Raw genomic sequence first — 14,084 nt, 5'->3', positions numbered from 1 at the left:
CGCCGCATGCCACCGGCCGTGCGCTGCCTGGCCCTTGGCTCGACGGCATGCGATCCGGATCAGGCTAGCAGCCTGTAAGCGGGAAGGGTCAGAAACTCCGGACACTCGCTCGCGAGCGTCATCGAGAGGAAAACATCGCCTGCCTCGTAGAAGCGACCGGCATCGAAGGCGTCCGCGCCGAGTGTTTCGCGAAGTTTTGCCATTTCGTCAGCGAACACCGCCTCGACAAAAGCGCTGGTAACGGGGCGGCCGTCTTCCAGCGGTGCCGCGTGATGCAGCCACTGCCATACCTGCGTGCGGCTGATCTCGGCGGTGGCCGCGTCTTCCATCAGGTTGTAGAGCGGAACCGCGCCGCGCCCGCGCAGCCACGCCTCGATATACTGCACGCCGACGCGAATGTTCTCGCGAAGCCCGGCTTCGGTGCGGCTGCCTTCATGGACCCCGAGCATCTGCTCTCGCGTGACGACGACATCCTCACGCGAGACATGAAGCTGATTTGGCGTCGGCATCAGGCGGTTGAACACCTCCATGGCCACCGGCACAAGGTCGGGATGAGCCACCCAGGTGCCGTCGTGCCCGTCGCCCGCCTCGCGCTCCTTGTCGGCTCGCACCTTTGCAAAGGCTGTTTCGTTCGCCGCCGGATCGTTCTTCACCGGGATCTGCGCCGCCATGCCGCCCATTGCGAAGGCACCGCGACGATGGCAGGTCTTGATGAGGAGCAGCGAATAGGCTCGCAGGAAGGCGCTGCCCATGACCATGGCGGATCGGTCCGGCGTGAGGAAGCGGCGATTCTTTCCGAGCCGCTTGATGTAGGAGAAAATATAGTCCCATCGCCCGCAATTCAGCCCGACGATATGGTCGCGCAGTTCGTAGAGGATCTCGTCCATTTCGAAGGCGGCTGGCAGAGTTTCGATCAGAACCGTCGCCTTGAACGAGCCGTAGGGTATGCCGAGCGCTGCTTCCGCATGCGCAAGCACGTCGCGCCACAGCCGCGCTTCGAGATGGCTTTCGAGCTTCGGCAGGTAAAACGCCGGCGTTGCCCCAGCCGCCACGATGGTGCGTGCGTTATGGAACGCGTAAAGCCCGAAATCCACAAAGGCCCCGGCGATGGCCTTGCCGTCGACCACGATATGATCTTCGGGGAGATGCCAGCCACGCGGACGAACGATCAGCACAGCCGGGTTCGGCTTCAGTTCGTAGCGCTTGCCGGTGCCGAAGTCGGTGAAATCCAGACGCCCCGCCCAGCGATCCTTCAGGTTGATCTGCCCGTCGATGACGTTCTGGAAGGTGGGCGACGTGGCATCCTCGAAATCGGCCATGAAAGTCTTCGCGCCGGAGTTCAGCGCGTTGACGATCATCTTGCGGTCGGTCGGGCCGGTGATTTCGACGCGCCGGTCCTGAAGGTCGGCAGGGATATTGCGGATGCGCCAGTCGCCCGAGCGGATGTTACGCGTGTCGGGGAGAAAATCAGGCCATTCGCCCGCATCGAAGTGCTTCTGACGCTCGGCGCGGAGCTTCAGAAGTTCCACGCGGCTTTTGTCGAAACGGCGGTGCAGGTCGGCAAGAAAGGTCAGCGCGGCAGGCGTCAGAATCTCGTCGAAGCGGGGACGCATCGCGCCGTGGACGACGACACCGGCGGGGGCTGGCGGATGCTTTTCAGCGACAGTCATGGACAGTTTCCTCGCATGGACAGTTTCCTCGGGAATTGTTTTTTGGCGCCGGGCGCATGCTCAATCACACGCCCGGCATGAGGCGGGCTATTCCGGCGCGAACTGGTTCATGGTGTTCGCATGGCCGCCCGCTTTCAGAGCGCGCTCGCCCGCGACCATTTCCTTGAAGGTGTCGCCCAGGTCGGAGCCGACTTCGTGCTGATGCTTTACCGCCGAAACGCCGCGTCGGATTTCCTCGCGCTGCACCGTGGTGACATACGCCTTCATGCGCTCCGGCCCGAAATAGCCGCGGGAAAGTTCGTCGACGCTCTTCGCCGTGAGATGGAAGGTCGGCAGCGTGATGAGATTGTGGAACACGCCCGCGCGGGCCGCGATGTCCGCCTGGAAGCGCTGGAGCCGCGCGTCGGCCTCACGCCCGAGATCGGTGTCGTCGAATTCGGCGGACATGAGCGCCGCGCCTTCCGGATAGTCGTCCAGGCCGATGCGCGCTTCGGCCAGCCACTGTGTGCGCACCTGCTTGCGAAGGTTCAGCGTCCAGTTGAACGACGGCGAATTGTTGTAGGTGAGCTTCGCATCCGGCACGACTCTGCGGATTTCGGATACCATTCCCGCGATCTCGTCGACATTCGGCGTGTCGGTTTCGATCCAGAGCAGATCCGCGCCGCCTTCGGTGAGAGACGCGATGCAGTCTTCGACAACGCGCTGGCGCCCGGTGTTCTCCTTGAACGGAAAGAGGCCGTTCGGCAGACGCACCGGCTTCACGAACTCGCCGTCTCGGTAGAGCGCAAGCTCGCCCTCGCGGATCGGGTTCTTCGTGGTGATCGGCTCGGTCTTCAGCCACTTGATATAGCCCGCGGCGAGGTCGCCCGAATGCTTCGAAACCGGCACCTTCTGCGTGAGTCCCGCGCCGAGGCTATCGGTACGCGCAACGATCACGCCGTCGTTCACGCCGAGTTCCTCGAAAGCGAGACGGCAGGCGCGCAGCTTTTCGATGAAGTCTTCGCGCGGCACCGTCACCTTGCCGTCCTGATGGCCGCACTGCTTTGCGTCGGAGACCTGGTTTTCAATCTGGAGGCAACACGCGCCCGCCTTGATCATCTCCTTCGCGAGGAGGTAGGTTGCGTGTTCGTTGCCGAAGCCCGCATCGATGTCCGCGATGATCGGCACGACATGCGTTTCGAAGCTGTCGATGGCGGCGATAGTCTTCTCTTCGGCGGCCTTGTCCCCCGCCTTTCGAGCGGCGCGCAGATCCTTGAACAAGTCGTTCATCGCCACTTCGTCTGCCTGACGCAACGACACATAGATTTCCTCGATCAGATCGACGACCGCCGTCTTCTCGTGCATCGACTGGTCCGGCAGATGACCGAAACGGTTGCGCAGACCCGCCACCATCCAGCCTGAAAGATACACGTAGGTGCCCTTTGCCGTGCCTCGCAGGCGCCTGACGGACTTCACCATCTGCTGCGCATGAAAGCCCGACCAGCAGCCGAGCGACTGGGTGAACTTGCTCGAATCCGCATCGTATGCGGCCATGTCGGCGCGCATCACGGTCGCCATGGCGCGCGCGATGTCGAGATGCGTATCGAAGGTGTTCTGAAGCCGAAGCTGAACGATGTCGTCCACGAGGACGCCGCCGGGCGTACGCCCTTCGGGATAGCGCGCGAGGAGTTCGTCACGGTGTTCGGTATAGGTTTTCTGCTGCCGCATGGTCGTTGTCACTTCCCTGTATTGCTTTGTTGGAGATTAATGCCCCCGACGCTTGGAAAGCATCTGCCGCACCGATCTTCCGCCTCTTCGCGGGACGCGAATTCAGGCCAGTCGGAATCGCTGCCGCGAGGGCAGACCGAGAGCGCGAAGCCTTCGGGGCAATCCGGCCATCGGGGTGTCTCGCTCGTCACTGCGGGGACCGTATACGGTGCCTTGAAGACAAGTCGCATTCGCGAAATCCCGTGTGATCTGCTTGTGGATCACACAATATTCGCCACCGAATTTTCACGGTAGGGCTGAATTTGCGGGGATTTGTGAAGGGAGCTGTGCGTTTTTGCGAAGCTTGCGAATGTAAACGGAAAGAACCGCATTTAGACGATTTGCCAGACAAAGGGACTGTACGGAAAGCTGCTAAGCTCCCGTCTAGGTCTTGCTAGGTGGCGCCACGGTCAACATGACGATTTCGACTCTGCCAATTCATCCCCAGCAACTTGCGATTGTCCATTGCATGGAAGCAAATTTGTAATTAAATCAATGTTGGGGTGATATAATGAAACTTGTCGGCGACTTCAGAGACTTCCTTTCGGACACCGTTAACCTCAATCAAACTCGACTTGATCGGCTGGAGGACCGGATCACCGCGATCAAGACCTTCATACGCGACGCCGACTGGGAGCCGCGTATTTCTGCGTTCATTGAGCAGGGCTCCTGGGCGCACGGCACCATCATAAAGCCGGTGGACGGTGGAGAGTTCGACGCAGACCTTCTCGTCAAGGTTCACCCCATCGTTGGCTGGAGCGCAGCGCAGTATGTGAGGGAGCTCGGACGCGCTTTCCTCGACAGCAATCGCTATGGCGACAAGACGGTGGTCTACGACTACTGCGTCACCATCACCTACGCGGACGACTGCAAGATCGATATCGCACCTTTGGTAATGGACCGGGATCAACAGGGTGCGCTTGAAGTCTGCAACAAGCGCAAGGACGAATTTGAGGACTCTCAGCCGGTCGAGTACACGCGCTGGATGCGCGAGAAGAACGGCTACTCGGGCAACAACTCGTTCCGCAAGGCGACGAGGCTGATCAAGTACATAAGGGACATCAAGAAGCGTTTCAGCTGCCAGTCCGTCCTTCTAACCACGCTCATCGGGCACCGCATAGAATGGTGGGACAAGGATTCGGGCGCCTTCGCCGATACACCCACTGCGTTATCGCGCGGGCGGGGGAGGAAGACAGTAAAGGACTACCGCGCCCAGCCTTCCGCCGTCGCGGAAACGCGATACGAGCGTTCTCGCGTGGCTCGACTTGCTCTGAAAGTAATGCGGACGGTGGTCGATCTGCGTTCTCATGGATCCAAAATATTCGTGCCGCGCGTCGGTGCGCATTGTCGGCTCCTCCGATAGCGATCAGGTGAGGTCAACACGTAACGGGGCAAAAAAGCGTGCCGCCCTCAAGTCTCACCCATCGGTTCGCGACTTTCGCAAGGAAAGCGCGGTCATGGGAGACGATGACCATCGCCTGCGGAAGGCTGTTCAAAATGTCGACCAGACGCGTTTCGGTCTCCGCATCGAGGGCGGCCGTCGGCTCGTCGAGAAGCAGAATTTCCGGCTCCATCGCGAGCACCGCCGCAAGCGCCACAAGGCGCTTCTGACCGCCCGAAAGCTTGTAGGTGATCCGGTCCTCGAACCCATGAAGTCCGATGCGTGCGAGGGTGCGGCGCGTGATCTCGCGGGCCTCGGCGCGAGACTTGCCGAGGTTCAGCGGGCCGAAAGCGACATCCTCCGCGACGGTCGGACAGAAAAGCTGGTCGTCGGCGTCCTGAAACAACAGGCCGGCGCGGCAACGAACTTCGGAGAAATCGCCTTCGCTCGTCCTGATCTTGCCGAACGCCTCCATCGTTCCCGCCGAAGGCTTGACGAGACCGACCATCACGTGAAGCAAGGTCGTCTTGCCCGCGCCGTTCGGGCCCGTCACCGCGACGCGTTCGCCCGCATGGAGAACGAAATCGGCGCCGCGAAGCACGGGGCGTTCCCTGTCGTAGGCGAAGCTCACGCCGGACAGGCGCAAAAGTTCCGGGCTCCCACTAGCGCTCTGGCGCATACATTCGATCCCTTTCGCCGCGCGCGCTCATCCACTCTTGTGGCGCCTCAAGAGCACCAGCAGCCAACCGGTTCTCGTGCAGTTTGGAGTGTCGCATTAAATTATGCTGCCCCCGGCGGGAGTGGAACAACCAAAAATTCACTGCACGAGCGCGAGGCCGACGCAGACGCCGAGAGACAGTCCGGCAAAGGCTCCATCCCGCCACGAAAGCGCGGCGTTTTCGGTAAGGGCGGGGAACGTGCCGTTGAAGCCCCGGCATCGCATCGCGACCACGATCCGCTCCGAACGCTCGATGCTGCGCACAAGCAGCATGCCGACGAGATAGCCGACGCTTCGCCACGTATGCAGGTCGCACCGCATGCGAAATCCGCGCGCTTTCATGGCCGTGCGCAGCCGCCGGTATTCACGCCCGAGAACGTCGATGTAGCGCAGGGTGAAGAGGAACAGGAGAACGAACTTGCTCGGCAGGCGCAGGCGGTTCATCGCCCGGCCGAGAAGCGCGGGCTCCATGGACGACAGCAGCGCAAGGATCATCAGCACCACCGCGTTTGCTTTCAGGAGGATCGTCGCTCCGAGGAGCGCGCCTTCCCGGCTGGCGGGCAGTCCCGCGACCGAGAACAACGGCTCTCCCGGCGTCGAAAAGGGAAGCATCGCCAGCACCATCAGCATGAAACCGTCGAGTGCGGCCATGCGCCGGAGCGCAGTTCCGAGGCTCTGCCGGGCAGCCGCAACGGCGAGCGCCGCGACGCCTAGCGCGAGCGAAAGCGCCGTGAGGCCGTTCAGGCTCACGACGACGAGGCAGAACGAAGCGCAGACGAGCAGACGAATGCCCGGATCGACGGATTGGACGAAATTCCACCGATCGCCGCTCGACCGCGAACCGGTCAGAGCGACAGAACCGTCACAGCCGCACTCGTTCACCGCGCCTGTCTGCTCACCCACGAGGCTCATTGTGCGCCCCTCGTCAAATCGGGAGCGCCGTCTTGTGCCCGCCTTCGACGTTGGGAAAAGCCGAAAGCAAGGCCGCCAAGTCCGAGGATGTACCCAAGGCCGCCGAGCACGTCATGCAACGAGATCTTTTCCTGATACGCATCGATCTGTTCGCGGAGCGGCCGGATCTGGCGGGCGATACTCTGGTCGATGAAAGCCCTGAGATCGGCGTCTTCCCCCCCTCTCGAAATGGCGGGGGCCGCTGCGACCGGTGCGCCTGTCCGCTCGGGTGAAGGTTTCGGCGCGGCTGCGTCGCCGCCGCTCGCCAAGGCTTGCGGCAACTCGTCGGCCGCCACCGTGTAGCTCGCGACATGGCCATCCCCGCCATCGACGGTGACGACATGATCGACCCGGCGCGTTGCCTCGTAACGGAAATTTCCCTCGTCGTCGGTCGTCGTCTTGCCGAGAAGCGTTCCGTCGGGGCTCGCCACCGTGACCGACGACAGCCGGGCGCGTCCGCCCGTACCAAAATAAGCGTAGCCCTCTATCACCCCGCCCGTGGCTGTGGCGAACACCTTGAGCTTGTGCGCCTCGGCACCGCCCCCGAACATCAGGAGCATAAGGGCCACAAGGGCGGGGATCGAAACTCTCGTCATTCGTGTGATCTCCTATGCCCGAAAGCCGAGCAGCGACGGCTTGACTTTGGATAAGAGCCCGATCACCGCCACGCTGAAAGCCGCCTCGATCAGGGCGACCGGCAGATGCGCCACGACCACGAGCTTTGCAGCCGCGATAAATTCCTTACCCGACAGGGCGAGAACCGCCGCCACCATAAAAGCGGTGATGAGGACGCCGACGCCGCCCGCCAGTCCGGCACCCCAGAGGACGCGCTGGCGGTTCAGCCCGTCGCCGGCAACCGCTTGAAAGAGGTATCCGCACAGAACCGCCGGCACGGCCATGTTCATGATGTTTGCGCCAAGCACAACGAGGCCGCCGAAGCCGAAAAGGACGGCCTGCAGCAGCAGGGCGACGGCGATTGCCGGAAAGGCGGCCCATCCAAGCAAAATGCCCGTCAGCCCGTTCAGGATGAGGTGTACGGAAGTCGGGCCGACCGGGAAATGGACGAGCGAGGCGACGAAGAACACCGCCGAAAGGATGGCCACCTCGGGAATGCGTTCCTCATCGAGGCGGCGAAGCGCGTGGGCGCAGCCCGCGAGGCTGACGGCTGCGCCCGCAACCAGAACCGGGGCGGACAGGACGCCATCGGGAATATGAGCCATCGTCGTGCTCCGGTGTCAGCGGGACGCACACCGCGCCCCGCCGGGGCAAATCACTTCATGTCGACCGCTTTGACCCAGATCGTGCCGCCGAGTTCGGCGGCGGCGGGCTTGCCGTCCGGCCCTTTGGTCTCGCCGTCGATGAGGGCGTTGAAGCCCCACCACCCGGCTTTCGGAATGGCGTAGGCGAATACGCCGTTGTCGTCGGCCTTGACGACCTGGGTCACGAACGGATCGGAGGGGGCCTTCACGGACCCGTCGTTCGACCATTCGATTTCGACGACAGCGCCCGGCACCGGCTTGCCGTCCTTGCGCACCACGCCCCGGAAAATATTGCCCGTCCACACGCCATAGGGACGGGTCAAGGGCTCGATTTCAACCGGCAAGCCGACGAGCTTGTCCCAGCCCTCACCCGATCCGAAGTCGACGACAACCTTCGTGTAATGGATCAGGAAGTGCTTCTCGCCCTCGTCCCAATAGGGGGCGGGCTCAAGGTAGAACACGTAGTCGCCGGGCTTCTTGATCTGATAGGTGGCTTCGAACGCCTTCTTGCCGGACACTTCGACGGGCTTCAGCGAAGATTTCAGGTCCACCTTCTCGCCGTCCGCGAGAACGCCGAATTGCTGCGGCTGTCCCATATCCATGTTCGGGCCGCCTTCCATCGGATGCGTGAAGATGGCCTGAAGCTTGACCTTGCGGTCGCCCTCGTCGGCAACGATGTCGCTGGACGGCAGAAGCTCCTGAAAATGCGCATGCGCAGCAGCCGAAAACATGAGAAGCGCGGCAACCGAAGTCACGGCGAGACCCGCAGGAAAACGCATGAAGTCACCCTCGTATGAGTTATTACGCGTTCATCATTGTTCATACTCGCTATCGCCAGTCAACGCGACGTTGGGGTAATCCGGGTCACATCTCCGCTGGATATCGTGACGCGCTGGAAGCGCATATGGTTTATGCTCAGCCTGGAAGACGGTGACAGGGAGGACGACGGATGGAACGAGTGACGATCTCTCTCGACGAGGATCTGCTCGGGCATTTCGACAGATATCTCGACAAGAAGGGCTATGCCAGCCGGTCTGAGGCGATCCGGGATCTCCTGCGCGACAGGCTGGAGCAGGAGAAGCTCTCCGAAGACAAGGCGGAAAACGCCATCGCCTGTCTCTCCTACGTGTACAACCACGAACAGCGCGAATTATCGCGCCGGCTGGCCCGGACGCAGCACGCCCATCATCACCTCGTGCTTTCGACGCTCCATGTCCATCTCGATTATGAGAATTGCCTCGAAGTCGCCTTGCTCAAGGGAAACACCCACGAAGTCCGCAGACTTGCTGAAGCCACCATCGCAGAAACCGGCGTGCGTCACGGCAATCTGCACATCGTCCCGGATGACATGCCCAAACGCCATGACCACGGCTAGTCATGTCGACAGCCGAGGGTATATAGGCGCGCATTCGAGGCCATGCGGTTCGCAGTCCGCCTGCATCGTCGATCGGCAGTGAGGGCGCCATTGCTCAGCTTGCGCGTGGACTGAGGAGCGGGTCGCAGAATGCTGCCAACGGCGACTGCGTTTGCTTGGTCCCATGTCCACCAAGCGCCGCGCTTCGTTCCGCGTAGTGGCGCGAACAACCCCATTCGTTCCAGCCCACGCGCCGCCCTACGGACCGAATCCGCGTCTCAAGGCAGCCCCGGCAATCGGTGCGCTCCTCCTCGATGCATGGCTTGTTGTCGTAGAGTTGGTAGTGCTTCCGCACGTCCCGCGGGGAAATGTTGGGCATAACGATATTGCACCCATAGGTTATGCCGAGTTCCCGGCCTTCCTCTCGCAGCGTCTGGAGAGCTGTCGCGGCTGCGATATTGACGTCGCGCAGCACGAGGCGTGTAACGGCCAGCATATTCATGGAAAGCTGAAGCAGGGGCTCTGCGTCCAGCATGCCTTCGTCGATCATGTCCGCGCCCATAGAGACGATATACGGGCCCATTCCGAGCATATCGACGTCATATCGATCATAGAAACGGATGTCGGCGCAAAGATCGGCGAGGGTTTGGCCAGGCAGGCCGATCATGCCACCCGTTCCGACCTGCAACCCCGCCGCGCGGATGTCGTGGAGCGCGCGGACGCGCGACTCGTAGTTCTTTTCCGCCGCTCTCCCGTCGCGCGATGGATGAAGCCTCGCGAAAAGCTCCGGGTTCGTGCTTTCCATGCGCAACAAATAGCGCAGGCCGCCGTGGTCTCCCGCCGCGTCCCTCCATCGGCGGTAGGTGCCGGCCTCCTGTTCGCCGAGCGAGAGAGTCATGCTCAAGCCACGAGGAAGCTTTTCCGAAACCGATTTCTCCCGAATTTCGCGAATGCAGTCCTCGACGAACCGAATGAATGTTTCATCGCGTCTCTCACCGGCCTGCAGGCAGATCGAACCGTAATTGTTCTCCGCAGCCCAGAGCGCACTTTCGACGATCTGCTCTTTCGAAAGCATGTAGCGCGGCACGGCCTTGTTCGATTTGCGAATGCCGCAATAACGGCAATTCAAGGCGCAGATATTCGAAAACTCGACGATCCCGCGATAATGGACCTTGTCGCCGATCAAGCGGGTCGTCAGATCGTAGGCGGCGCGGCGCAGCGCCTCACAATCTTCAGGGCGCGTAAGCCCGAGAAGATAGACGATGTCTTCGTCAGAAAAGGCTTCCTGCTTCAAAATATCCCGCAAGCGCGACGGCGGCGTCTTGGCGAGAAAATCGGGAATGACGCCGCACATCGCGGATTTGACGCCCGCCTCCGGGGCACAGGTCGTGCAACCCGCTGGAGAGCAGCCGCCGGGCGAAGTGGCAGGGGAAGCTTTGGCGCTGTTCGTGGCGACAGTCATGGAAAGATCCTCAATCGTATTCTGGCGGGACGACAATCCCGCGACGGCCTCAGGCTTCTTCCGGTTCCATTCTGAGCGCCGCCTCATAGGCGCGATAAGCCTCCGGGAAAGGCTCCAGCGACCGTTCCAGAACGCCTTGCACCACCGAAATCGCTACACCGTAGTTCGTCATCGGCACGCCTTGCCGCTCGGCGCGATAAAGCCATGAAAGCATGTGTTTGCGGGTCACCATGCAGGCGCCGCACTGGATGATGAGCTTGTATTTGGCGAGGTCTTCGGGGAAGTGCTTGCCGCCGCTGAAATCGATCCGCAGGTCACCGCCCGCGAACTGGCGCAGCCAGCGCGGAATTTTCACCCGCCCGATGTCGTCGCAAATGACGTCGTGCGTGCAGGCTTCGGCCACAAGGACATGATCGCCCGGCTTGAGCCTGTGCAAGACGGCGGCCCCCTCGGCGAGGCGGACGAGATCGGCCTTGAGGCGCGCCATCAGGATCGAGAAAGTCGTGAGCGGGATGTCGGGCGGGGTGTCCGCAGCGGCTTTCAGCACGATTTGCGAATCGCAGATCACGAGCGACGGCGGGGTTCGCGCGTTCGCGAGCGCGCCGATGAGTTCGCGTTCCTTGACCACCGTGCAGGAGGCGTCGGCGTCGAGAATTTCGCGGATGGCCTGAACTTGTGGAAGGATGAGGCGCCCCTTCGGCGCGCCGAGATCGATAGGGACCACGAGAACGACAGAGCCGCCAGCCGGAACGAGATCGCTCACCATCGGCGGCTCGGCGAACCTGTCCTCAGGCGCGATGCGGATCAGCGACTCGCGTACAGCATCGAGATTGCGGCCGGTTTTTACCGAAATGCGCACCGCCTCGCCAGTTTCGCCAAGCAGCGCACGCGCGTCCTCCAGAGACGGCTCGCCCCGGTCGCATTTGTTGAAGATACAGAGGATCGGGGTCTTGTGCGCCTGCAATTCGGCGATGAGGCCACGTTCGAATGGCCCGATCCCCGCTTCATCGCAAATCACAACAGCCACATCCATGCGTTCGAGAACCTCGCGGCTCCTCTTCACGCGCAACGCGCCCAGAGCGCCGACATCGTCGATGCCCGCAGTGTCGACGAAAACGACCGGGCCGAGCGGCGGGAACTCCATTGCCTTCTCCACCGGGTCCGTCGTCGTGCCCGCGACATCGGAAACGATAGACTTCGGAAAGCCGAGCAACGCATTCATCAGGCTCGATTTGCCGACATTGCGGCGGCCGAACAGACCAATATGCATGCGCATGCTCTTGGGCGTGGTCCGCATGTCAGCGCCTTTCCTTTGCCGATTTCGCAGGCTCGTAGCCAAGTTGTGTCATGGCGGCGGGAGACAGCAGCCGATCCAGTTCGCTTTCCCCGATCAGCCCGGTTTCGCGGATAAGGTCGCGGACGGTTCGGCCCGAATTGCGCGCCGCCGCAGCAATCTCGCTTGCGCGCTCATAGCCGAGCGCTGGCACGAGCGCGGTGACGATTGCCCACGAGCGTTCGACATGATCCGCAGCGACATCCGCGTTGACGCCAATCGAGGCGATGCAGCGCTCCGCGAAGACCGCGTTCGCAGCGACCAGGCCGGAAAGCCCGTCCAGAAGGGACTGTGCGACAAGCGGCAGAAAGGCGTTCAGCTCCAGTTGCCCCGCCTGGCAGGCCTGGGTGATGGCGGCGTCATGCCCGATCATTGCCATGGCGGCTTGCGCGACCGCTTCGCAGATGACCGGGTTTATCTTGCCGGGCATGAGACTTGAGCCTGCCTGAACGGGGGCGAGCGCGATTTCATTGAGCCCCGCGCACGGGCCGGAGGCGAGAAGGCGGATGTCGGAAGAAATCTTGAAAAGGGTGACGGCGTGCGCCTTCAGAATTCCCGAAACCTCCACAAAAACGTCGGCGTTCTGAGTGGCATCGAGAAGGTTTTCCGCGCGCGACAGATTGAGCCTCGTGACCTCGCGCAAGGCGCCAACAACCCTGAAAATATAATCGCGCGGCGCGGTGACGCCTGTGCCGATGGCGGTGCCTCCGAGATTGACGACGCGCAGCCTTTCCTTGCATTTGAACACGCGCCAGCGGTCGCGCGAGATCGCCTCCGCCCAAGCGCCGAAGGTCGCGCCCAGTGTCGTCGGACAGGCGTCCTGCAATTGCGTGCGGCCCATTTTCAGGGCTCCCGCGAAAGCCGCTTCCTTCTTCTGCAACTCAAGTTGCAGGCGCGCGATTTCGGCTTCGAGCCGGTCGAGGAGGCGCAGCGCCGCGACCTTGAGCGCCGTTGGGAAGACATCGTTGGTCGACTGATGAAGGTTGACGTGATCGACCGGGTGAACCCGCCGATAATCGCCTTTGGGCTCGCGAAGCAGTTCGACCGCGCGGTTGGCGATGACCTCGTTGATGTTCATGTTGAGGGAGGTTCCCGCGCCGCCCTGAAGCCCGTCAACCACAATCCATTCGTGATGCAGGCCCCGCGCAATCTCCTGCGCCGCCTCGCGAATGGCTTCGGCCGCTTCAGCGTCCAGCGCGCCGATGGCGCGATTGGTCGCCGCCGCCGCCTCCTTGACGGCGGCCATGGCCTTGATCAGTTCCCGATGACAGGGCCTGCCGAGGATGGCGAAATTTTTCAGCGCCCGCGCCGTGTGGATTCCGTAATAGGCCCCATTGGGCAGACGCATTTCGCCGATCACGTCCCGTTCGATGCGAAAGGCGTCGTTTCCATCGATCAGCGCTGACGTCTCCGAAGGGCAAGTTGGCATCAGCAGAATACGTCGCGCTTTCCAGACCTGATCTTGTCCACGATGGTGCGGGAAATTCTCTGTTCCTTCGGTCCCATCGTGGAGATGTCGCGTTCGAGCGCGTCTGATCCGATCCGCGCTGTGTTGGGCGATGCATAATCGATGAGATATTCCATGAATGTGCCCGCGGAATTCGGACCGCATTTCTCCTTGATGTCGCCGCTCTTCGCCCAGTGCATAAAATCCTCGCCGGTTCTGCCATTGCGATAGCAGGCCGTGCAGAAGGACGGCGTGTAGCCCATTTCCGCCAGATCGCGGACGACGTCATCCAGCGAGCGATGATCGCCGAGCGAAAACTGGCTTTCATCGAACTGCTCTTTCGGCTGATCGCCCGGCAGCGCCTCTTGGTCGAGCTGGGTCGCATAGCCGCCGGGATTGGTTCGGCTACCGGCAGAAATCTGCGAGACGCCGACGGCCAAAGTCTCGCGCCGCATCTGCGCCGTTTCGCGCGTCGACATCACAATCCCGGTATAGGGCACGGCGATACGCAAAATCGCGACGATCTTCTTGAAATCGTCGTCCGAAACCTTGTTGGCTGGCTTATAGGAAACGGTCGATCCGTGTGCGGGCTCCATGCGCGGCACGCTGATCGTATGACAGCCTGCGCCGAAGCTCGTTTCGAGATGTTCCGCGTGGCGCATGAGCGCGAGCGTGTCGAAACGCCAGTCTCCGAGGCCGTAAAGTACGCCTAGTCCGACATCGTCTATGCCCGCCTTCATCGCCCGGTCGTGAGCGCCAAGCC

12 protein-coding genes and 1 pseudogene are annotated in these 14,084 nt (G+C 61.9%); 2 read left to right on the top strand and 11 right to left on the bottom strand.

What is annotated here, in order from left to right:
* Positions 1-59: 59 nt before the first annotated feature.
* Together aceB and QM659_RS16185 are read right to left on the bottom strand one after the other, a co-directional pair.
* Positions 60-1,670, bottom strand: a complete 1,611-nt coding sequence (aceB, locus tag QM659_RS16190) for a malate synthase A (protein ID WP_415189220.1) — start codon at positions 1,668-1,670, stop codon at positions 60-62.
* Positions 1,671-1,757: 87 nt separating this feature from the next.
* The gene (locus tag QM659_RS16185; protein WP_415189219.1) at positions 1,758-3,377 is read right to left on the bottom strand and encodes an isocitrate lyase; all 1,620 of its coding nucleotides are present in this window, start codon (positions 3,375-3,377) and stop codon (positions 1,758-1,760) included.
* Between the two features lie 550 nt (positions 3,378-3,927).
* Here QM659_RS16185 and QM659_RS16180 point away from each other — a divergent pair.
* Positions 3,928-4,779: an SMODS domain-containing nucleotidyltransferase gene (locus QM659_RS16180; RefSeq protein WP_415189218.1), complete on the top strand. Its 852-nt coding sequence runs from the start codon at positions 3,928-3,930 to the stop codon at positions 4,777-4,779.
* 13 nt (positions 4,780-4,792) lie between these two features.
* Here QM659_RS16180 and QM659_RS16175 read toward each other — a convergent pair whose 3' ends face one another.
* From QM659_RS16175 to QM659_RS16155, 5 genes are all read right to left on the bottom strand, one after another.
* Positions 4,793-5,476 carry an energy-coupling factor ABC transporter ATP-binding protein gene (locus QM659_RS16175; RefSeq protein ID WP_415189217.1) on the bottom strand — a complete coding sequence of 228 codons (684 nt, stop codon included), beginning with the start codon at positions 5,474-5,476 and terminating at the stop codon, positions 4,793-4,795.
* A 138-nt stretch (positions 5,477-5,614) separates the two neighbouring features.
* Positions 5,615-6,427, bottom strand: coding sequence for a cobalt ECF transporter T component CbiQ (cbiQ, locus tag QM659_RS16170; protein WP_415189216.1), 813 nt, complete (start codon positions 6,425-6,427; stop codon positions 5,615-5,617).
* Positions 6,424-7,062, bottom strand: a complete 639-nt coding sequence (locus tag QM659_RS16165; RefSeq protein WP_415189215.1) for a carboxypeptidase regulatory-like domain-containing protein — start codon at positions 7,060-7,062, stop codon at positions 6,424-6,426. Before QM659_RS16165 ends, cbiQ begins: the two co-directional genes overlap by 4 nt.
* 12 nt (positions 7,063-7,074) lie before the next feature.
* Positions 7,075-7,686 carry a cobalt transporter CbiM gene (gene cbiM / locus QM659_RS16160; RefSeq protein WP_415189214.1) on the bottom strand — a complete coding sequence of 204 codons (612 nt, stop codon included), beginning with the start codon at positions 7,684-7,686 and terminating at the stop codon, positions 7,075-7,077.
* A gap of 50 nt (positions 7,687-7,736) precedes the next feature.
* Complete coding sequence (locus QM659_RS16155) at positions 7,737-8,504, bottom strand: DUF4198 domain-containing protein (protein WP_415189213.1); 768 nt, start codon at positions 8,502-8,504, stop codon at positions 7,737-7,739.
* A 170-nt stretch (positions 8,505-8,674) separates the two neighbouring features.
* On the opposite strand from QM659_RS16155, the gene nikR reads away from it, so the two are divergent.
* Positions 8,675-9,100, top strand: coding sequence for a nickel-responsive transcriptional regulator NikR (gene nikR / locus QM659_RS16150; RefSeq protein ID WP_415189212.1), 426 nt, complete (start codon positions 8,675-8,677; stop codon positions 9,098-9,100).
* Between the two features lie 94 nt (positions 9,101-9,194).
* On the opposite strand, the gene hydE is transcribed toward nikR, so the two are convergent.
* The 4 genes and pseudogenes from hydE to QM659_RS16130 form a co-directional block, all read right to left on the bottom strand.
* Positions 9,195-10,541 (bottom strand): [FeFe] hydrogenase H-cluster radical SAM maturase HydE, encoded by a 1,347-nt coding sequence (gene hydE, locus QM659_RS16145; protein ID WP_415189211.1) that lies wholly within the window; start codon positions 10,539-10,541, stop codon positions 9,195-9,197.
* 49 nt (positions 10,542-10,590) lie between these two features.
* Positions 10,591-11,838, bottom strand: coding sequence for a [FeFe] hydrogenase H-cluster maturation GTPase HydF (hydF, locus tag QM659_RS16140; protein ID WP_415189210.1), 1,248 nt, complete (start codon positions 11,836-11,838; stop codon positions 10,591-10,593).
* A gap of 1 nt (position 11,839) precedes the next feature.
* Positions 11,840-13,303, bottom strand: coding sequence for an aspartate ammonia-lyase (locus tag QM659_RS16135; protein ID WP_415189209.1), 1,464 nt, complete (start codon positions 13,301-13,303; stop codon positions 11,840-11,842).
* Positions 13,303-14,084: pseudogene (locus tag QM659_RS16130) on the bottom strand ([FeFe] hydrogenase H-cluster radical SAM maturase HydG); the annotation flags it as partial. The pseudogene QM659_RS16130 and the gene QM659_RS16135, both read right to left, overlap by 1 nt.

It is taken from the genome of Rhodomicrobium sp. (genome assembly GCF_047605405.1).
Lineage (GTDB): Bacteria > Pseudomonadota > Alphaproteobacteria > Rhizobiales > Rhodomicrobiaceae > Rhodomicrobium > Rhodomicrobium lacus.
The sequence above is the reverse complement of the archived record's forward strand: the minus strand, read 5'-3'. Positions and strand labels throughout refer to the sequence as shown.